14 protein-coding genes and 1 tRNA gene are annotated in these 20,723 nt (G+C 67.4%); 7 read left to right on the top strand and 8 right to left on the bottom strand.

From position 1 onward, the window contains the following. The first annotated feature begins 29 nt into the window (after positions 1-29). Positions 30-332 carry a DUF6522 family protein gene (locus J0I42_RS16495; RefSeq protein WP_291656320.1) on the top strand — a complete coding sequence of 101 codons (303 nt, stop codon included), beginning with the start codon at positions 30-32 and terminating at the stop codon, positions 330-332. 189 nt (positions 333-521) lie between these two features. Beyond that, positions 522-773 carry a hypothetical protein gene (locus J0I42_RS16490; protein WP_291656319.1) on the top strand — a complete coding sequence of 84 codons (252 nt, stop codon included), beginning with the start codon at positions 522-524 and terminating at the stop codon, positions 771-773. Positions 774-826: 53 nt separating this feature from the next. On the opposite strand, the gene J0I42_RS16485 is transcribed toward J0I42_RS16490, so the two are convergent. Beyond that, positions 827-1,510: a hypothetical protein gene (locus tag J0I42_RS16485; protein ID WP_291656318.1), complete on the bottom strand. Its 684-nt coding sequence runs from the start codon at positions 1,508-1,510 to the stop codon at positions 827-829. A gap of 170 nt (positions 1,511-1,680) precedes the next feature. On the opposite strand from J0I42_RS16485, the gene J0I42_RS16480 reads away from it, so the two are divergent. Together J0I42_RS16480 and J0I42_RS16475 are read left to right on the top strand one after the other, a co-directional pair. Further along, a complete protein-coding gene (locus J0I42_RS16480; protein WP_291656317.1) occupies positions 1,681-2,781 on the top strand; it encodes a TRAP transporter substrate-binding protein in 1,101 nt (366 codons plus the stop codon). 22 nt (positions 2,782-2,803) lie between these two features. Beyond that, positions 2,804-5,527: a bifunctional diguanylate cyclase/phosphodiesterase gene (locus tag J0I42_RS16475; RefSeq protein WP_291656315.1), complete on the top strand. Its 2,724-nt coding sequence runs from the start codon at positions 2,804-2,806 to the stop codon at positions 5,525-5,527. 117 nt (positions 5,528-5,644) lie between these two features. On the opposite strand, the gene J0I42_RS16470 is transcribed toward J0I42_RS16475, so the two are convergent. Together J0I42_RS16470 and J0I42_RS16465 are read right to left on the bottom strand one after the other, a co-directional pair. Further along, positions 5,645-5,718, bottom strand: a tRNA-Gly gene (locus J0I42_RS16470). A 114-nt stretch (positions 5,719-5,832) separates the two neighbouring features. Continuing rightward, complete coding sequence (locus J0I42_RS16465; protein ID WP_291656314.1) at positions 5,833-7,950, bottom strand: caspase family protein; 2,118 nt, start codon at positions 7,948-7,950, stop codon at positions 5,833-5,835. Between the two features lie 367 nt (positions 7,951-8,317). Between J0I42_RS16465 and J0I42_RS16460 the strand changes: the two genes are divergently transcribed. The 3 genes from J0I42_RS16460 to J0I42_RS16450 all read left to right on the top strand — a co-directional run bounded on the left by J0I42_RS16460 (position 8,318) and on the right by J0I42_RS16450 (position 12,034). After that, positions 8,318-9,871, top strand: a complete 1,554-nt coding sequence (locus J0I42_RS16460; protein WP_291656313.1) for a methyltransferase domain-containing protein — start codon at positions 8,318-8,320, stop codon at positions 9,869-9,871. Positions 9,872-9,937: 66 nt separating this feature from the next. Beyond that, the gene (locus J0I42_RS16455; RefSeq protein WP_291656312.1) at positions 9,938-11,698 is read left to right on the top strand and encodes a transglycosylase SLT domain-containing protein; all 1,761 of its coding nucleotides are present in this window, start codon (positions 9,938-9,940) and stop codon (positions 11,696-11,698) included. A gap of 57 nt (positions 11,699-11,755) precedes the next feature. Then, on the top strand, positions 11,756-12,034 hold the full coding sequence (locus J0I42_RS16450) for a hypothetical protein (RefSeq protein ID WP_291656311.1): 279 nt from the start codon (positions 11,756-11,758) through the stop codon (positions 12,032-12,034). Positions 12,035-12,099: 65 nt separating this feature from the next. Here J0I42_RS16450 and J0I42_RS16445 read toward each other — a convergent pair whose 3' ends face one another. The 5 genes from J0I42_RS16445 to tssL all read right to left on the bottom strand — a co-directional run. Continuing rightward, on the bottom strand, positions 12,100-14,238 hold the full coding sequence (locus J0I42_RS16445) for a serine/threonine protein kinase (RefSeq protein ID WP_291656310.1): 2,139 nt from the start codon (positions 14,236-14,238) through the stop codon (positions 12,100-12,102). Beyond that, positions 14,235-15,044 (bottom strand): PP2C family protein-serine/threonine phosphatase, encoded by an 810-nt coding sequence (locus J0I42_RS16440; protein ID WP_291656308.1) that lies wholly within the window; start codon positions 15,042-15,044, stop codon positions 14,235-14,237. Before J0I42_RS16440 ends, J0I42_RS16445 begins: the two co-directional genes overlap by 4 nt. A 10-nt stretch (positions 15,045-15,054) precedes the next feature. Continuing rightward, positions 15,055-15,762 carry a type VI secretion system-associated protein TagF gene (gene tagF / locus J0I42_RS16435; protein ID WP_291656307.1) on the bottom strand — a complete coding sequence of 236 codons (708 nt, stop codon included), beginning with the start codon at positions 15,760-15,762 and terminating at the stop codon, positions 15,055-15,057. Between the two features lie 3 nt (positions 15,763-15,765). After that, positions 15,766-19,401, bottom strand: coding sequence for a type VI secretion system membrane subunit TssM (tssM, locus tag J0I42_RS16430; protein WP_291656306.1), 3,636 nt, complete (start codon positions 19,399-19,401; stop codon positions 15,766-15,768). 11 nt (positions 19,402-19,412) lie between these two features. Continuing rightward, positions 19,413-20,723 (bottom strand): type VI secretion system protein TssL, long form (gene tssL / locus J0I42_RS16425; protein ID WP_366509839.1); only part of this gene is annotated, 1,311 nt, incomplete at its 5' end.

The following is a 20,723-nucleotide window of genomic DNA, read 5'->3' as shown; positions in this document are numbered from 1 at the left end:
GACCGATCGCCGCCGCCGAGTGAAATGCGATGATCGCGGGTGAGGCGGCGCCCGAGTTTCCCTTCGTCCGGGGAGAGGACGGCTCCTTCGTGCTCGATGCCGCGCGATTGGCGAAGCGCTTCGGCTGGTCGGCGGAGGAGTTGCGCGAGTTGATGCGCCGCGGGTTGGTGAAGAGCCTGGTCGAGCGCGGCGAGGCGGAGGATGAGGGGCGCTGGCGCCTCTCTGTTCGGTGCGGCAATCGCTGCTGGCAAGCCGTCGTGCTGCCCGACGGGACGGTGGCGGAGGAGCAGCTCGAATTCGTGCCACCGCCCGGCCGTCGCGGACGGGCCTGACGTAACATGAGGAACACTCCGGTCAGGGATATCGGCGGTCCATCGGTTGCGGCGGCAGGTCGTGGCGCGAATCTGCCGGGCGAAGCCTCGATGTACTTTTCCGGGCGCTATCCCGATAATGCGGTTTCGATCGCGCGACTCGCATAGGTGATTTGCGCTTTGCTTCCGCGCTGCCTCGATGAGGGAACGATGCGTCTTATCCAACTCGCTCCGGCCACGATCCTTCTCGCCGCGCTGGGCGGCTGCGCCTCCCGCGAGCCTGCTGAATTCTCAGAAGCGCCGGTGGTCCAGAGCATGACCATCCAGCCGCCGCAGCGCAGCTTTCTCGATCCCGGTCCAGCGCCTGCCCGGCAGAGCGGAGCCGCCTATCAGCGCGATAGCGGGACGAGTTTCGCCGGGCGTTCCGACAGCTTCGGCAACGGCGTACTGCCATCGTTCTGACGCGGCGGGCGTCGGAAACGCGCCGCGGAGGAGGCTTCGGGCCGCGCGGGGCGCTATTCCGGCAAGCGAAGCCCGGCGAGGAAGGTGGCGACGGTCAGCGTCTTGCCCGGCTGCGCCCGGCATTGCCGTTCGACCGCGTCGAGGACTTCGCCATCGCCATATTTCGACAGCCGCGACGGGGAGCTCCGGCGCAGTGAATCGATCGCCCAGCGGCCGATCAGGCCATGAATCTCCGCATCCGCCGCCTCGCGTTTCAACCATGCTTCGCAGGTGACGTAGTCCTGCAGGAATTCTCCCTGGCGCAGCACTTCGCCCATCGCAGATGCCGGACAAGCCAGCATCAAAAGTGCCGCCATCGCCCCCAGACGCATCATTCCCCCGATCCCTTCCGATGCTGTCGTCCCCGGCCGCTTCCGATCTTCAGGCTCTGCCGGCGGCGGTTCGGCAGCCTTGCCCCGCCTCGCGTTCTGTCGCCTGACGCACATGGCGGGAAGAGCCTTGGAGGTCAGGGCGTGTATCTGCAAGGGGAGCGCTAGTTGACCGAGCATAGCAATCTTCGTTTGTACGACAACAGCCGAATCCATAATCCGGCGTTGTTGTGCCGGGCTTCGGCGATATCGCGCTTTTGCAATATAGCCGCGACAGAGTCGGGAACAATTCCCGGCCGCATCCTTGAGGACCTTGTCGCCGTGAGGTGAAGCCGGTTCCGACAGATGCGCCCCTTGAAGAACGGACACGGATCCAGTGCGAGCCATGGGGTCGCATACGTGCCGCCGGATGCGCGCTCTGCGTGTCGAATGCAGCGAAAAGATGCGAATTCGGCTCGAATGCGAGCTGCCGATTCAACCGCGGTTAACCGCGGCGGCTGAATATCATCCCGATCTGACGGGCTGACACCGGGGGGGAGATGGCCAGGGCCTGCGATATCGCCATCACATCTCGCCCGCACCGTCGTCTGCAGCCTGTGATTGCAGCGGCCGCAGCCATCCTTGTCTTCGCGGACTGCGGTGCTCCGGCGCGGGTGCGCGCCGAGGAGCCGATCAAACTTCAGATCATCGGCGGGCTCGCCAGTATCACCCAATACACCAAGATCGAACAGCCGTTCTGGCTATCGGAGATCAACACGCTGTCGAAGGGGCGGATCAGTGCGACGATCCGGCCGCTCGATACGGGTGGCTTGCGCAACCAGGAGATGCTCCAACTGATGCGGCTCGGCGTCGTGTCGTTCGGCACGGCCCAGCTCAGCGCCATCGCCGGGGAGGAGCCGGAATTCAGCGCTGTCGATCTGCCCGTATTGAATCCCGATGTCGCGACGCTGCGCCGCACGGTCTCGGCGTTCAGGACGCACCTGCGCGAGGTCATGCGCGAACGCTACGATATCGAACTTCTCGGAATCTACGCGTTGCCCGCCCAGGTGCTGTTCTGCGCCAAGCCCTTCAAGGGGCTCGACGATCTCGCCGGCCGGAAAATACGAACCTCGTCGGTCGCGCAATCCGAGCTGATGGCGGCTATGGGCGCCGTGCCGATCATCCTGCCCTTTGCCGAGATCGCCGCGTCCTTGCGCGGTGGGGTGGCAGATTGCGCGATCACCGGCACGCTGAGCGGCTACGAGATCGGGCTGCCGCGCGTTGCCGTCGCCGTTCACGCCTTCGCGCTGAACTGGGGCATCTCGATCTTCGGAGCCAACGGGACTTACTGGGATGCGCTCCCGGCCGATGTGCGCAGCATCATCCGCCAAGGCGTGAGCGGGCTCGAGGAGCGGATCTGGTCGCAGACGGAAGCCGATACGTTGCGCGGCCTCGCCTGCAATGCCGGAACGGAAACCTGTTCGGGCAAGCCCGAGCGGCCGATGACCGTAGTGCCGGCCCTTCCGGCGGACGCGGCGCGCCGACGCCTCCTGGCGGAGGTCGTCCTGCCGCGCTGGATCGAGCGCTGCGGCCAGGACTGCGTCTCGGCCTGGAACACCTACCTCAAACCGCTCCACGCCATCGAGCCCCGGACGCGGTGACGCGCCGCCTCGACGAGGATCAATGATCAAGCGCCTCAAACTCATGGTCGTAGCGGGGATGGCGGCCATCATGGCGGTGGCGGCTTTCGGCGCCTCCAATCTGGTTCGCCAGAGGGAGGAAGCTGCCTGGCGCACCGCCGAGCATTCCCTGGAAGGCGCGGCCGTCGCGGTCGAGAATGCGCTGGACCGGCAATTGCTGCAGGTCGATGGGGCACTGGCGAGCTTTGCGACCCTGTTCGATGTCGCGCAGATCGGCCCTGGCCAGAGAGAGGCCGCCAGCCGCCTGCTTCGCGGCCTCAATTTCCAGACGATGGCGTTTCGCGATCTGCAACTCGTCGGACCGGACGGTAGCATCGTGGCCTCCGCCAGAGCCAGCGGGGCGCGCCATGCGCTGCCACTCGATGTCGCAATGGTCGGGCGTACGCCCACGAATCTGATCGGCCCGCTCCGCAATGCCGTCACCGGCGACTGGGCGCTCTATGTCGCGCGCCGGATTCCGGCGTGGCACGGCATCATCCCCGTTGCGGAAGTGCCTCTGCACACCCTCATGAAGCTTCTGGGGGAGGCCAGCATCGGCCCGGGCACCCGGATTTCGCTGGAGCGTGCCAACGGTGAGATCGTCGCGACGCTGCCGCACGACGAACTGCTGATCGGCAAAGTCCGCGCTGTGGCACTGCCCGAGCGGGCGGAGAACGGCAAGGCCTTCATGGCAGGAGACAGGGCGAGCGACACCAGCACGCTCAACGTGGTCAGAAATTCGCTCTATGGCGACATCCGGGTCGTTCTAAGCGCAAAGAGCGCGGTGCTCCTCGCGGATTGGCGCCACGACCGCGACAGGACGGTGACTGCGGCGGCCGTCGCGGTGCTGCTCCTCACGGCCTTTGCGGGGGCTATTCTGCTTGCCATCCATCAGCGTGAACGGGCGGATGCCGAGCGTGCGCGGGCAGCGACCGTTCTCGACAATGCGATCGACGCGATGTCCGACGGCTTCGTGATGTGGGACAGGGACGACCGGCTGGTGACGTGCAACCAGCGCTACCGCGAACTCTATGCCCTGAGCGCGCCTTTCATGGTGCCGGGAGCGCGATTCGAGGACATCATCCGGAAGGGGGCGGAACTCGGCCAGTATCCCCAGGCCGGCGGAGATATCGATGCGTTCGTGCGTGATATCGCGACCTGGCACCGGCAGGGCAGCGGCTCGATCGAGCGCCTGCTGCCGGGCGGTCGCTGGCTCCTGATCTCGGAGAGAAGGATGCGGGATGGCGGGACCGTCGGAATCCGCACCGACATCACGGCGCTCAAGGAAGCGCTCGCGGATCTCGCTGTCGCCAATATGCGGGCGAACGAAGCGGCCGAAGAGGCACGGCAGCAGAATGTGGCGCTGCTCGAGCAGGAAGGCCGCATCCGCTTCCTGGCCCATCACGACGACCTGACGGGGTTGCAGAACCGCTTCGCCTTCCGCAGCCAGATCGCGAAGTCGCTGCTGCAGGAAGGGGGCGAGCCGGGGACGGTTGCGCTGCTCTTCCTCGATCTCGATCGTTTCAAGGACGTCAACGACACGCTCGGGCACCCTGTCGGCGACCTGCTGCTTCTCTCGGTCGCGGAGCGGCTGGCGACCTGCGTGCCGGATACGGAATGCGTCGCCCGGCTGGGCGGGGACGAGTTCGCGGTTCTCAGCCTCGGCCGGGAGCAGCCGCAGCAGGCGCAGGCGCTGGGTGCCCGTATCATCGAGATCCTGAGCCAGCCCTATTCCATTCAGGACCGGACGATCTCGATATCCGCGAGCGTCGGTATCGCCATCGCCGAAGGGCCGGGTTTCGACGCCGACCTCCTGCTGAAACAGGCCGACCTCGCCCTCTACCAGGCCAAGGCGGAGGGCCGCGGCGTCTGTTGCGTGTTCACGGCTGCCATGGACGAGAAGTTGCGCGCCCGTCTCGCCCTCGAAATGGATCTGCGCAAGGCGATTGAGGAGCGGCAGTTCGAGCTATCGTACCAGCCGATCTTCGACCTGAAATCGAGCAGGCTCTGCGGCTTCGAGGCACTGCTCCGATGGCATCACCCCGGCCGGGGGCTGGTCGGGCCGGCGGAATTCGTGCCGCTGGCGGAAGAGACGCGACTGATCGTCGATCTCGGCGAATGGGTCATTCGCCAAGCCTGCATGGACGCGGCCCGGTTGCCGGGTGACCTCCGCATCGCCGTCAACCTCTCGCCCGTGCAGTTGATCTTCGGCGACGCGGTCGCGACCGTGCGCGGTATCCTGGCCGAGACCGGGCTCGATCCGGCGCGGCTCGAACTGGAGATCACAGAGACCGCGCTGCTTGCCAACGACAATCGCAATCTCGGGACGCTGAAAAGCCTCAAGGAACTCGGCGTCCGAATCGTGCTCGACGATTTCGGAACGGGCTATTCCAGCCTGAGCCATCTGCGGCTCTTCCCGCTCGACAAGATCAAGATCGACCGCTCCTTTGTCCGCGATATGACGGCCCATTCCGACAGTGCCGCGATCGTCGCCGCCGTCGCTGCGCTGGCGGCCGAACTCGGTATGGCGACCACCGCGGAAGGAATCGAGACGCAGGACCAGCTCGACGCGGTCGATCGGGCAGGCTGCACTGAAGTGCAGGGCTATCTTCTGGGGAAACCGCAACCGATCCTGCAGGCGATCCACACGACGCTGTTCAGGCGTTCGACACGAAGCCGCGGCGGACAGCGGGGTGGGCGGGCGCACGATTCGTCCGACACGCTGTAAACGCGCGAGCGCCGACCGCGGCGCTGCGGTGCGTCATTCCGACGTTACCCGCGTCCCGGCGCAATTCTGCCGGATAGGCATCAACGGGAAAACCGGGCATTCGGAAGGGCAGGGAAGTGGAGCGGGTACCGGGAATCGAACCCGGGTATTCAGCTTGGAAGGCTGCTGCTCTACCATTGAGCTACACCCGCATCGGGCGCCAAATTCCCCATCGGACCCGCCGGTGTCAAGAGGCCGATGGGAGTTGATCGCCAGATGCGGTCCCGGCGTGCTCGACGCTGCGGCCAGACGGGACCCCGGCGGTTTCAGAAGCCGAAGTTGAAACCGGCCTTGACGATGTCCCCCGAGGAGCGAGTGCGCATGATCGCGTATTGGGTGGGCGCGAGCCCGGTGTAATCCTGCAGGGTCAGTTTCCGGTTGCCGAGATCGTAATGCGTGTAGTCGAGCCGGAGCGTCATGCCCGGCAGGATCGCGTATTCGACACCGCCGCCGAGCACCCAGCCGCTCGCAAGCCCGGAGCGCGAGGCCGAGACGCCGGATGTGGTCGCGGAATTGTCGGGCGAGATCGAGCCCTTCTGGTCGAGCAGGCCATAGGCATAGCCGCCGCTGCCGTAGATCATGAAATCGCCGAGTACGAAGCCGGCGCGGGCGCGTATTGTCCCCAGCATTGAGACATCGCTCTCGGCCCGCGTAGTGAAGCGGGTTCCGCCTGGATTGGCAGAACTTGTCCGGCTGCCGCCGAGGCGCGTCGCAGTCAGATCGGTCTCGGCGCCGATGACGACCGCACCGATCTGGTAGTTGACGCCGAACTGTGCGCCGCCGGCCACGCCGTTGCCGTCCGGCGAGAGCCGGCCTGGTACCGCTGCCGGATCGATCGCATAGGGCGCGCGATTGGCGGGGCCGGGAGCCGTAATCAGAATCGGAGTCGTCTGGACTATGATCGTCGTCGGGATCGTCGGGCTGCCGAAGGGGCCGGCGACGGTCGTGCGGCCGCCCTGGCGTCCGGCGCCGAGGGAGCCACCGACATAGAAGCCGGTCCAGCGCGGGCGCTCGGGGAAGAGCATGGGCAGGTCCGGCGCCTGAGCCTGAGGCCCCGGCGGCGGGGGAGGCGCCGCGTAAGGAGGTGTAACGGGAGCCTGATGCGGCGCGCCGGCATGCGTCGGGGAGACGCCGCGCGGCGTGTAGTCGGCGCGTCGCGTCCGGGGCTGCTGGATGGCCGGGCAGACCGGGCAGGTCTGGGCAACCTGAACGCGGTTGCGGCTGGGCGCGGTCGCGGCCAGACGCAGAGCCGCGGCGGTGTGTTCTGATACGGGGTAAAGCCTTGCGTAGAGCCTGAAGGATTCGGCATCGCCCGCGAGCACGGCCTCGGCCCAGGCGCGCTCGTCGGTGCGCTGTGCGAGGATGCGGTTGAGGCGCAGCGCGGTCTGGTCCTCGGGATTGATGGCCAGTGCATTACCATAGATGTCGCTGCGGTCCCAGGCGATCGCGGTGCGGGCGGCATCGGCCGGGGACATGGCACGCAGCGCGGCGAGTGTCGGACGCGTGGTCATCGGCACGTTGCCGGCGGTCGCTGGCTGGGCCGCAGGAGCAGCGGGCGGACGCTGGAAGAAGCTGAATTCCGTGATCAGCGAAGAGGTGTCCCAGGGGATCTGGGTGCCGTTGGTGGAATCGTAGACGGCGAGGCGGATGCGACGGAAGATCTGCTCGACGGCGAGGCCCGGCTCGCGTGCCTCACGCAGGAAGGCGGTGGTGAAGGGGCTGTTGTTGCCTGTGCCGTCCGCTGCGGTGGAGCCTGGCGAGGTCGCGAAGGCGACGAAGGTGCCGCTGCCGGAATCGATGCGGGCGAGGCCTGCCTCGCTGCTGATGCCTTCGTTGGCGCCGTCGACGATCTGCAGGGCGAGGCCGCGGGCAACCTGGCGGTTGGCGAAGGGATTGTCGCGGCAGGCGTCGAGGATCGCGATCTTCGACTTGGCGCCGGCTCCGTCGAGGCGGCGCAGGATATCGCCCAGCGACAGGGATTGATCGGCGATGCTGGTCGCGATCTGCGGGCGGATATCGGTCGGCAGGATATAGTTGGCGCCGTCGAGCTGCACCGCGTGGCCGGCGTAATAGACCAGCGCCGTGGTATCCGGGCCGCTGCGGCGGACCTTGTCGACGAAGACGTCGAGTGCGCTGCGCAGGCCGGCGAGCGAGAGATCGAGCGCCGGCGTGATGTCGAAGCCTGCCTCCTGCAGCATGGCGCGGGTGGCGTTGGCGTCGTTCAGGGCATTGGGCAGCTTCGTGACATTGGCATAAGCCCCATTGCCGATGACGAAGGCGAAGCGCTTCTCGGCGAGAGCGGGCGTGGCGCCGAGGCTCAGCGCGGCGAAGAGCACCGTCCATGCGACGACGAGATACGCATAGGCCCGGGCATGTATCCGCATGCTGCTTCCCCTGCGCGAGAAGAACGACTCGCTGGATCTGTCTGACACTCGTGGTTCGAAGGGGCGTCCGCCATATGAGGGAGGTTCCCAGAAAGCCGCATGCTGAAGCAATACCCGATCTCATGGAAGAAGCACGGACGGGCAGCGAAGCCGAATGCGCCATTCTGCAGATCGTACCTTGCGTTAGCTGCGTCGGTTGCAGCGGTATTTGAAGTAAGATCGTGAAGGTGTGACCTTATTGTCAGCGTAAACGGGGCCTGTCTGCCAATTCCGGCGGGCGGTCCCGGAGGCCGCTCCTTCAAATGAATGAGGCGTCGAGGGCACGCTTCGGGTGGAATGATGCCGACGGAGCAGGGCGGAAGCGGCCATGACGAGCGATCCTGCCATCAATCCCTATGATGCCGTGGCCTATCCCGGCCATTCCTTTTCGCAGACACACCCATCACGGCTGGCGACCATCGCGCATTTCCACGGCATGGCCCCCGCCTTGCCGACGAACATGCGCGTCCTCGAACTGGGCTGCGGGCGCGGCGGCAATCTCATTCCCATGGCGGCGCAATATCCCGGCAGCCGCTTCCTCGGCATCGATCTCAGCGGCGACTCGGTGCGGCAGGCGAGCATCAATGTCGCGGAGCTCGGGCTCACCAATCTGGCTTTCGAGCAGCGGGATATTCTCGCCGTGGACGAGGAGATCGGGACGTTCGACTATATCATCGTCCACGGCGTCTACTCCTGGGTGCCGGATGCGGTGCGCGAGCGGATCATCGTGCTGTTCGGGCAATTGCTGGCGCCGCAGGGCGTGGCCTATGTCAGCTATAACGCCTTGCCCGGCTGCCGATTGCGGGATATCGCGCGCGACGTCATGCTCTTCGCGGTCAAGGGTATCGAGGACCCGCGCGAGCGGGTCAGCGTTGCCCGCACGGCCCTGAAGGAGATCGCGGAAGCGAGCGACCCCGACAGCTTCCATGGCGCGGCGCTGCGGCAGCGCCTGAAGCAGGTCGACGAACTGCCGGACAATGTCCTCTATCACGATGATCTCAATCCAGGCGCGCGCGCCTTCGCGCTGCACGAGGTGCTTTCGGTCGCCGGGCAGCATGGCCTGCAGTTCCTGGCCGAGGCGTCGTTTCCGAACCTCTACGGCGCTGCCAAGGGGCCGGCACAGCAGATGCTCGACAGGATGCCGCTGGAGCAGATGGCCTTGCGCGAGCAGACGCTGGATCTGCTGATTGGCCGCGCCTTTCGCGAGACCTTGCTGTGCAGGGCGGACGTCCCGCTCAGGCGCGGCGTCCGCCCAGGCTCGCTGAAACCCTATCATCTCGCTGCCAATGCGCGGCTGGTGCCCGCCAAGGACGGCGAGAAGCCCGGCGTCCAGCGCTTCAACTTCGACGAAGGCGTGCAGCTTGCCGTCGACCTGCCGCTCTGCAAGGCGGCACTCGCCATCCTCAGCACGATCTGGCCGGCGAGCATCGGCTGGGATGAGCTCGTCGATCGCTCCTGCCGCGATGCGGCGGGCGAGCTGGGGCCGGACCGCATTCATGAGATCGCCCGGCTGGACGAAGCCCTGATCGCGATCTTCAAGGCGGGGCTGCTCGACATACGCCTGGAAGCGCCGCCATTGACGACGGCGATCAGCGAGAAGCCGGCCGCCAGCGAGATCGCGCGCTGGCAGGCCTCGACCTCCGCCGAGGTTACCGATCTGCGTCACCGCACCGTGCAGCTCGACGGTGTCGTCGTGCGTAAATTCGTCTGCCTGCTCGACGGCTCGCGCGACCAGCGCATGCTGCTCGATGGGATGAACGCCTTCCTCGACGAGACCCGCGCCGCCGGCATCACGATCCCAGGCCTGCCGGAGCGGGCAACGGCGGAGGAGGTGGCGATGCACCTGAAGGATGTCGCGCGTCTCGGGCTGCTGCGGGCGTGACGATTGTGGAGCGCCCGTGCCAGGCGTAACCTTGCGGCACGGGGCGATGGAGCGCGGGCCGGCTGAATGAGCGAGCGCTTCCGGCAATTCCAGGCGCTGTTTCCGGAGGAGGCTTGCCTCGCCGCGTTGATGCGCCTGCGCCATGGCGGCACAAGCATGAACTGCCCAGCCTGTGGCCGGCCGGCGCAATTCGAGCCGCGCCCGAAGCTGCGCGGCTTCACCTGCCAGCATTGCAACTACATGATCCATCCGGCGGCCGGAACGCCGCTGGAAAGCCGGCGCACGCCGCTCCAGCTCTGGTTCTACGCCCTCAAGGCGGCTTCGGAGCAGCCCGGCAAGGCTGCGATCGGTATGATCACGCGCGATACCGGGGCAGCGCAGATCACCGCGCAGCGGCTTGTCGATGATCTGACGGCCCTTGCCGGACGAAGCGATGCAGGATGGCTGGAGAGGCTGCGCAGCCTCGTGACCGGGAGACCGGAGGCGGTCGCGGCGCCGGTGACGCCCAGCCTGCCGCTTCCGCGCACATCATCCGCTCCGGCCGTGCCCACTCCCGTGCGACCGGCAGTGGCGGAGCGACCGCGACGCGCTTCGACTCGGCCGGCTGAGGCGGCCGCCGCTCCTCCGGCTTCCTTGCGAGCCTCCCCCGCGAAATCTACGGCCGCTGCCGAAGCGCCCGATACGCGACCGCGGAAGGCCTTCTCCGGGCACGCGGCGATCGCGGCCGTTGCAGTCGGGGTCGCTTGCGTCGCGGCCGCCGTGCTCGGCCTGGCTTATGCGCGGCTCCAGCAGCGGGAGCGGGCGGAGCCTGACCGCGGGGTCGACGTCGCGGCCGTCGAGGCCCCTGCACTGAAGGATGCGCCGGCCCGGCCCTCGCTGATCCTGTCCTCGGTCGAGCAGGATCTGGAGGGCGCGCGGCAGGCGGCCCAGTTCGCACTCGACAACGATCCGTCTCTGGCGGCGATCAAGCCGCAGGAGGATGCACCGTCCCAGCAGGTGCCGGTCAACCAGTTGCAGTTGCCGTCCAACATTCTGCTGGTGCCGCCGAAGATGCAGGGTGGGCCGCCGCCGGGATCGGTCTCGTCCAGCGGTGCGCCGCAGCCGCCGCCGCAGATCTCCAGTGGCGATCCCGACCAGGTGCTGACCTTCGGGCCGATCAAGATCCGCCGCCATCTCGTCGATACCATCGTGCGCGCCAGCAAGGTCGTCGGTGCCGACCCGACCCTGCTGATGGCCGTCGCCGACAAGGAATCCTCGTTCTCGACGGCGGTGAAGGCGCAGACCTCCTCGGCGACCGGGCTCTACCAGTTCATCGAGCAGACCTGGCTCGGCGTGATCTACGAGTTCGGCGCAAAGCATGGACTTGGCGCCGACGCCAAGCTTATCGGCAAGTCCGGCCGGCAATTCGTCGTGACCGACGCTGCCCAGCGCCAGCGCATCCTCGACATGCGGCGCGAGCCCTATATCTCGGCATTGCTGGCGGCCGAGATGCTCAAGCGCGACACGCTCCGGCTGGAGCGGGCGCTCGGGCGCCATCTCACCGGCGGCGAGATCTACCTGATCCACTTCCTCGGCCCGGATGCCGCGCAGACCTTCATCGAGACGATGGAGGAGCAGCCGGGCGTCAAGGCAGCCGAGTTGCTGCCCAAGCCGGCCCAGGCCAACCGGCCGATCTTCTATGCCGATGCCGGCGGCGAGACCAAGGTGCTCACGGTCTCCGAGGTCCACAGGAAATTCAACGAGATGATCAAGGTCAGGCTCGACCGCTACAGCGCGGTCCGGCCGGGGCAGGGGCCAGGAATCGCCCGACCGCAACCGAAGAAATGACGTCTTGCCGCCGCGCGCGGCCATCCGCTCCCAGCGAGCACCGAAAGGAGACGACCCATGCCGGCCAACCGTTTCGAACAGGTCGACGAGCCGCCGACCGATGCCATCACGCTCAGCCTCTCCCAGCGCGGCGGCGAGGCCTTCGGACGCGTGCTCTGCCCGGCCGATCTCGCCGGCGGTCATCTCGTCAACGACTTCGTCAGCGATGAGCTGGCCGCGAAGGACGCCTTCCGCACTGCGATCCGTCTCGCTAACGAGATCAGGGCGCCGATCGTCGTCGAGGACAAGGCCGGCGTCTGGCAGGACGAGTGGGGCGTACTCTATCGCGAGGATTGAGAGAGTGTCGGCCGGGCTTTGTCCTTCAAGGAGAGAGCCCGGTGGACGCCTCGTCCGTCATCGCCTTACTCGATCCGGAAATACTTGATTCCCAGTCCGAGCTTGCCGCTCTGGCGGGCGAGGTCGAGCTTGAGATTGGCGAAGAATTCGGAAGCCGGCGACGGATTTGGCCCTGACAGTGCCGGCAGGGCCTCCTTGGTCACCAGTGCCAGAACTGTCTGTGGGCGGGCGGCGCCGCCGGTCGATTCCAGCTTGAGGTTGAAGGTCACCTTGCCGCCCTCGCGCTTCATGAAGCTTGCGAGATTGTAGACGAGACCGTCGTCGCCGATCAGCACGACGTCGAGATTCTGGCCCCCGCCGGCCTCGACCGAGCCGTTGAGGATGTCGCCGCTCTTCATATTGAAGGCGCCGATCTGAACTCGCGGGCTGCGGTCGATGCCGATACCGGGCCGGCGCAGGAAATCGACCATCGGGCATTGCGCCTCGGTCATCGGCCGCAGGTGGATCTGCGCCTCGAAGCCCTGCGCGGCCTTGAAGGCGCTGTCGAAGGCGACGAAGGGTGCGGACGAACTGCCGAAGCCTTCCAGCGTCGCCTTTCGATCGCCGATCTCCAGCGGCCAGAGGAAAAAGCAGGAGCCGCCGTCATAGTCGCGGACATAGCGCTCGATCCGCTCGGCCGGGGTACGCGGCTCGGGGTCCGGAACCATGGCGGCGGCCTGCGGCGGCGAGGTTGTCTGGCTGGCGGGCGGCGTCGGGATGACGACCGCGACGGGCGGCGGCTCCGGCGGCTTCACTTCGACGGCCACAGGCGGCTTGACGGATTCCGTCCCCGGCGGACGTGTAGGGGCTTGCTGCGGGGGCGGTTCGACATTGACCGCGATCTGCGATCCCGATGAGCTGAACGGAGGCCGCTGAGGCCGCGAAGGCTGCTGCTGCCCGGCTTGCGGTTGCGCGGCAGGAGGCTGAGCTGTCGGAGGCTGCGAGGGCGGGCTCTGCGCAGCGACGGGCTTCTCGGTGGCTGGAGGCGCAGCCGGCGTTGCGGACGCGGATGGCTGTGCCAGCGCTTCGGTGAGTGCCGGCTGGGCGCTCGTGGCGGGCACTTCGCTCAGGGCGGGCGGCGCGTTCGTTGTCGTGGGGGCGCTGGTGGACGGCTGTTCCGAAAGCGGCGGTGGCTCGTTGGTGGCAACACGCGGGGGCTGGCTGCCGCCCAGAGTCGTCCAGGCGTAGAAGCCGCCGCCTGCCAGCAGCGCGAGCACGGCGATGCCGGCGACGAGCGGCAGGGGCGAGCGCCCCGCTTTTTCCGGATCTGCCTTGCCGATCGGCGCCTTGGCCGCTGCCGTCTTTCCGAAAGCCGGCGCCTGCCAGTTGGCGACTTCGGCCATGTCGGCGGGGCGATCCTTGGGGTCGGGCGCGAGCATGCGTGCCAGCAGCGGGCGGATGCGCGCATCGACGCCGGAGAGATCGGGCAGGCGGCGGCGCTTGTCGATGATGTCGACCTGGCTGCCGCCCATGTCGATGGCGCGCCCGGTCAGGGCCTGGGCCAGCACCAGCGCGAAGGAATACATGTCCGAGCGGCCGGAGACTTCGCCGCCGTAGAGGCCGAGCTGCTCGGGCGAGACATAGTTGTATTTCCCGGCGAAGCCGGAGCCGATCACCGTGCCCTCGCCGAGGATGCTGGAGCGGGCGATGCCGAAATCGATGATCTTGGCGCGGGAGGGATCGCCGCCCGGCAGGATGATGTTGTCCGGCGAGATGTCGCGATGGATGATGCCGAGCCGATGCGCCGCATGCAGGCCGGGTCCCACGCGCTGGCGCAGGATGTCGGCTTCCTCGACGCTGAGCGGCCCCTGCCGGATGCGCTCGGAGAGCGGCTGGCCGTCGACGAATTCCATCGCGAGATAGGGCGTTTCGCTCACCGGATCGATGGCGAAGACGTAGTAGCGGACGATGGCTTCGTTATAGAGATTGTGCAGGGCTGCCGCCTCGCGCCGGAACAGGGCGAGCACGGCCTCGTCGCGTGCCATCTCGGGGCGGATCATCTTGATCGCCACGGCATCACCGGTCTGGATGGCGCGGCCCTTGTAGACCTCGCCCATGCCGCCGACGGCGATCAGGCTCTCGATTTCGTAGATGCCGTTCAGCTTCGTGCCGATGCGGGCATTGGCGCGGGGCGCGAAGACGGTGCGCTCGGAGTCGTCGCTCATGGCGTTGTGCTCCCTGGCGTCGTGCCCCCGCGTATGGACCGGTTCGGCATCCAGCGTGTCCTTTCGCTCATGCCCTGTCGATAGCGCACGATCACGACCGTGACATTGTCGTGCGCGCCGCGCTCCAGCGTCAGCGCCAGCAGGGCGTCGCACGCCTCCTGCGCGTTACCGGCTTGGACGGCAGCCAGGATTTCCGTGTCCGTGACATGCTCGGTCAGCCCGTCCGAGCAGAGCAGGAAGGCGTCGCCATCGGCGATCTCGCCGTTCTCGAGGTCGAGCTCGGGTGTCTCGTGGACGCCGATGGCGTGGGTGATGATGTGCCGGCGCGGCGAGCGCTTCGCCTCCTCGGCGGTGAGGAGGCCGCGATCGACCATGTCCTGGACCTCGGTATGGTCGCGCGAGACCTGCGCGATGATGCCGCTGCGGATCAGGTAGATGCGGCTGTCGCCGGACCAGAGGCAGGCAAAATGGCGCTGGTGGATCAGGAGGCAGACGAGCGTCGCGCCCATGGTCGCGCCGCGCCGGTCGACCTCAGCGCGCAGGTCCTCGTTGGCCTTGAGCACGCCGGCTTCGAGCATGGCGAGCAGGTCCGGCGCGGAACCTGCGGCGCCGACCGCCTCCAGCGCCGCGACGACGGTCGCGCTGGCGAGCGCGCCGTTCTCGTGCCCGCCCATGCCGTCGGCGACGGCCCAGAGGCCGATTTCCGGCCGCAGGATGAAATTGTCCTCGTTGGCCTTCCGCACCATGCCGGTATGACTGATGCAGCCGGTCTCGAAATCAGCATTTCGGCGCGGGGCGTCGTTCATGGTGTCGCCCTCATGACCCGGCTCGCTCGGGCGCGAGGTGGCCGTCGAAGCGGCCGGTGAGCAGGCCGGCGAAGAGATAGGGATCGGGCAAGGCGTGGCCGGTGAGGGCCAGCGGCTCGAAATTTGGGCCGCCAACAGTCCAAAGATAACACGCATGGGCATAGGCGCGGGCATGGTCTTCGACGCGCAAGGCGGCCAGACGCTCGGGGAAACCGGAGGCGATCGCGGCGCTGACGATGGTGCCGTCGGAGAGGCGGACCATGTCCTGCGGCGGGGCGGCGAGATGGTGGTCGTGGGGGACGGGCAGGGTGGCGAGGCGCTGCGCCACGGCTTCGTAGCTCGCTTGGGGCTCCAGCGCCTGCAGCAGGAAATCCTCGATCGCCTCGAACCATGTGTCCTGCGGATCGAGCTCCGGCGGCGGGATCGCGGCGCCCGGGCCGGCGGCGGCGAAGACCGCCAGCGGGAAATAGCGGCCGACGCCATCGACGGAGGGCATGAAGGCGCCAGCCACCGTCTGCCCGCCATGGGCACCGCCGAGCCAGAAGCGCCAGATCGGGGCGTTGAGATAGGCCTCCTGCCAGCGATTGCCGAGTTCGAGCCGGCTCGCGGTCAGGCCGCCCTGGAGCCATTTTTCGTAAGTGGCGAGGAAGCCGGAGGGGGCGTTGAGCGCGATGAAGTCGCGCTTGGCCGGCAGCTTGCCGAAGAGGCCGCAGCTCAAGGCTCAGATCCCGGTTGGGCAGCGGATTTCCCGCAGCGCCGGCAGGATCAGCGGGTTCTTGAGCGAGCCGACGCCGAAAGAGTAGCCGACCTGCCGGCCGCCGGCATTCAGGTTGAAGCCGACATTGTCGCCCTGCTTCAGCACCGAGCCGGCATCGAGCAGGCGGAAGAAGGACCAGGTGCCCTCCTTTTCGAAGAGCTTGGCCTCGCCACCTTGACCGCCGCCACCCTGCTGGCCCGAGGAGAAGAAGCCACCGCTGAACATGCCGCCGGAATTGTTGCTGCCGCCGCCGAGCGTCAGTGTCACCGCCGTCTTGCCGACGCCGCCGCCCGGCCACATCACCGGGGTCGGCGTGTTGACGCCCTGCTGGCTCGTCACGGTGAAGCCGTTGATCTCCAGCTTGGCATTGGCGGCATCGGCCGAGAGCGCGGTCGGTGTCACCACCATCTGGAAGGAGGGCAGGTTGCCGCCGGTCGGGAAGAACGCCTCCTTGATCTCGTTGGCGCGCTGGAACTCGCGCAAGGTCGTCGGCGAGAGCGCGCGGGCCACGCGGCTGTCGACGCGCCAGTTCCATTGCGGCTTCGAGGTGTCGACGAAGGGCTCGAGCCGCTCCTTGTAGAACTTGTCCATGATCTGGCCGGGCGCGAAGAGCCGGGCGAAATCGGCGAGCGGCACGTCGCGCGTGCTCGCCTTGGTGAAGGGGTAGCGGTTGTTCATCACTTCGGTGCAGACGCGTGTGACCTGCTCGGCCAGGGCCTGTCGCAGCAGGGCGACGGTCGCGCCAGTGGCATCGCCCTCGAAATCGTTGACCGCCTGGATGACCATGCCGTCGAAGGGGGCGGGATAGCGCGAGGAATTGGCGCGGAGCGTCGCTATCAGCGGCACGAGCGCGGCATTCGCCGCCGCTGACTGGGCCGGGTTGGTCGCGGCTGTCGCGAGGTTCTGGTTGATCTCCGAGAACGTCTGGAGGAGCTGGTCGACCGGCCGGCGGCCGAGATCGCCATCGACGAGGACGTGGAAGGGCTTGAACTGCGATTCGATATCGGCGCCGAGCGCGGTATCGGGCCCGCCGCCCGCCAGCACGCGGTCGACGCCGGGCGCTGCCAGCGGCAGGTTGGTGCCGAGGCGGCTCAAGGCGTTGCTCGCGCGCTGGGCTAGCGTATCGGCGGCTGCCTGGGCCGCGGCCTGCGCGACGGCCTTCTTGGCGTTGGGGCGTTCCTTGGTGAGCTGAGTCTCGTCGCGGAGCGCTTCCAGCACCTGCTTGAAGGGGGACGTCGCGGCCGAGATGGCGCTGAGCGCGACGTAGCGCGGCTTGTCGGCGTTGAGCGGCCGGAGCTTCAGGCGCTTCAGCATGCGCTGCCAGCTCGCGGCATAGTCACGGCTGTAGAGCTTCATCAGGTCAGGGAAGAGCGTGGCGTACTGGGCGGTGATCGCCTGCTGGTCGAGGTTCTCGCCGAGCACCCAGCGCTCGCGCTCGATCTGGTCGCCGATATCGCCGAGCTTGGCGATAAAGGCGTTCTGGAAGCCGTCATAAGTGTAGAAATAGGGCACGCGGATCTGGTCGAGATCCTCTCCGGTGATGCCCTCGAAGACCAGGCGCACATCGGAGCCGCCGCGCTGCGAGACGACCCAGTCCTTCTGGCTCTCGCTGCGGGACTGCGTGCGCAGGAGCTCATAGGCGCGCTCGGCGATGCTGAGGCGGCGGAGCGTGCGCTGGCTCTGCTCGATCAGCGACTGGTTGAGCTTGACGATCGGCTCGCCCGTGCCCTCGTCGAGATCGAGCATGGCGGCGAGATGTTCCTCCAGAGCCTCGCGGCCCTTGGCATTCGCCGGGCCGGGGAAGAGGTTCTCGGCCCAGTCGAGCCGCATCCAGGAGGTCACGAGCTCGCGGTCGAGCTTCGCCTGGCCGCCGACCATCATGTAGACCTTCAGCGCCTCGTAGACGAAGCCGGGATTGTTGGCGTTGGCCTCGAGCTGCTCCTCCAGCCGGAAGATGATGCGCGAGCGCAGCATGCGCTCCAGCGCTTGCTGATAGGTGATCTCGGTCGCGTTCTGGAGGCGGTCGCGCTGGCTGAGCCCGAAGGTGGCGAGCGTCGGTGTCGGCTCGCTCTTCGTCGCATAGCCCGCCGGCATGTTCCGGAGCTTATGCAGCAGCGGCAGGATGCGGCTGAAATTGCGGTCGGAGATCGTGGTTTCCTGCAACACAGGCGCCGCGGCGCTGCGGTAGTCGGACAGCCCGTAATTGGTCGCGGTGATCAGGTCGCTGTTGCGCGAGAAGCTGGTCCACCACAGGCCGAGAGCGGCGAGCGACAAAAGCGCGACCGTGGCGAAGCCGGCGATGCGCAGCGCGGTGGTGCGGCGCGCGGCGCCGAGATCAGTCGAGACCCAGCCGGATTCGCCGATCACGACCTTCTGGACCAGCTCGGTCAGGAAATAGCTCTTGCCCTTGCCGGAGAAGGAGGCTGCGCCGGCATGGTCCGAGCCGAAATTGCGCGAGAGGGCGCCGATCAACTGGTCGATCGGCGTTCCCTCCTGCGTGCCCGAGGTGAAATAGAAGCCGCGCAAGGTCGCATTGGCGTGGTAGCGCGTCGGCTCGAAGACACGGGTGAGGAAATCGACGATGGAACGCTTCAGCGTCGCCATCTGGCTCGGGAAGCCGAAGATCTGGGCGCGCGCCGTCGGGTTGTGCTCATCCTGCAGACGGTCGGGCAGGCGCTCGTTCAGCCGCTCGATCAGCGCGTCGTATTCCGGCGGCACGTCGCCGATCATGTTGCGGGTCTTGTCGGCGGTCTGGAAGGTATGGCCCCAGACCATGCGCCGCTGCGGCTCGGTCAACTGGCCGAAGAATTCGTTGAAGCCGGCGATCAGGTCGGCCTTGGTGAAGACCGCATAGACCGGGAAATCGACCTTCAGGCGCTCGTGCAGTTCGAGCAGGCGGGCGCGGATCGCGTCGGCATGGGCAGCGATCTCTTCGGCTGAGGAGGTCAGCAGGTCCTCGACGCTGATCGCGACCAGCACGCCGTTGATGGGCTGGCGCGGGCGATTGGTCTTGAGCAGGTCGAGGAAGGCAAACCAGCTCGATTTCTCCGCCTTGGTGTCGGTGTCCTGCGTGGTGTAGCGGCCGGCGGTGTCGATCAGCACCGCGTCCTCGGCGAACCACCAGTCGCAATAGCGCGTGCCGCCCGAACCGGCGACAGCGGCCGGAGTCGTGCCGCGCGCCAGCGGGAATTTCAGGCCGGAATTGACCAGTGCGGTCGTCTTGCCGGCGCCGGGCGGGCCGATGATGACATACCAGGGCAGGTCGTAGAGATAATCGCCGCCTTTGCCGCGCGCGCTCTTCAGGGTTGCCAGCGCATCCTTCATCGCGCTGGAAAGGGCGGCGCCGTCGCCGGTCGATTCTTCCTTTTCCAGCGCCTCAGTGAGCGCGGCCGTCGCCTTGCGGCGGCGAATGACGATGACGGCGATCCAGCCGAGCGCGCCGACAAGCAGCAGCACGGCGATCGGCAGGCGGACCCAGACGGACTCGAACGGGCGGACCTCGCCGAAGGCGACGAAGGGGCCACCGAACCAGATCAGCGCAGCGAGCGCGAGCGCGCCGATCAGGATCGCGACGATGCGGAGCCAGGTGGCGAGGTTCATCGTTCCGCCTCCTAGTTCTGACGCTGGATCAGGATCTCGACGCGCCGGTTCTGGGCGCGTCCATCGGCGGTGTTGTTCGGCGCGATCGGGGCGTCGGCGCCCTTGCCCTCGGTGGCGATCCTGTCCGGCTTGCTGAGCTTGGCCTTCAGCCCATCGCCAACCGCCTTGGCGCGGGCCTGCGAGAGCTCGACATTGGACGGGAAGCGGGCGGTACGGATCGGCACGTTGTCGCTATGGCCGACGACCTTGATCGCGCCGCCCTCCTGCTCCAGCACGCCGGCGATGCGCTCGATCAGCGGCTGGAACTCCGTGCGCACGGCGGCCTGACCGGGTTCGAACAGGGTGATGCCGACGAGGCGGACGATGACGACGTTGGGCGTCACCAGGCAGACGATCGGCGGCTGCACGGCGGCGCAGACCTTGGGCGGCTGCGGCGGTGGTGGGGGAGGCGGCGGGGGGGCCGTGAAGACCTTGCGCATGATGCCGATCTCGCCCTTGGGATGAACCGAGAGCAGGGCGGTCGAGGCCGCCTCGGCATTGCCGGCGAGAAGGGCGCGGAAGACGAAATAGACGCCGAGCAGGGCGACGGCCGCGATCGCGGCCACCGACCAGACCGGCACCTTGAAGCCGGCGACCGCCTGCGCGATAGCCTGTCCGCGCCAGCGCGGTGAGAGTTCGGGATCGGGCTGCTTCACCCGGCGCAAGGTCTCGAACAGGTTGCGCTGGATCATCTGGAGGTTGTTGGCGCCGCCGGCAGACGTGCGATGGATGCCCTGGAAGCCCAGCGCCAGGCAGGCATGCATCAGCTCCAGCAGGTCGTAATTGACCGACGGATCGGCCTTGGCCTTGTCGAGCATCTCGAAGAAGCGGACGCCGCCGATGCGCTCGCCGAAAAAGCGCGAGAGCATGCTGTACTGGGTCCAGACATGGCGGTCGTCGCCGGGGATGTTCTGGACGATGTCGTCGGCGGTGGCGGCGATGACGTATTTCGCGGTCTGCGCCGTCTCGGCCGAGACGCCGGCGGCACGGACCTCATGCTCGAAGGCCTCGATCGTCTCGCCGACCTGGCCAAGAAGCTGGGCGAAGGGGGCGTTCGAGAGATTGGCGCGCATCCGCCCGAGCAGGAGCAGGAGCGGGCCTGCGGCGCGCAGCAGCGGATTGGCGTTCGGCGTCAGGAGTTGGTCGCGGCGGGGCAGGGCTTGGCCGCCGCTGGAAGGCGGCGGAGCCTGCCGCTGCGGGACCGGCGCCGGCTGCGACATCCATTCGTCGCCGGTGCCGGGCACGCCGGGCGAGGGCGCCTGCGGCGGCTGATAGGGCTGGGG

Source organism: Allobosea sp. (genome assembly GCF_017308015.1).
In the GTDB taxonomy this organism is placed as follows: Bacteria; Pseudomonadota; Alphaproteobacteria; order Rhizobiales; family Beijerinckiaceae; genus Allobosea.
Note: the sequence above shows the minus strand (reverse complement) of the source record. Positions and strands in the feature narration are given on the sequence as shown.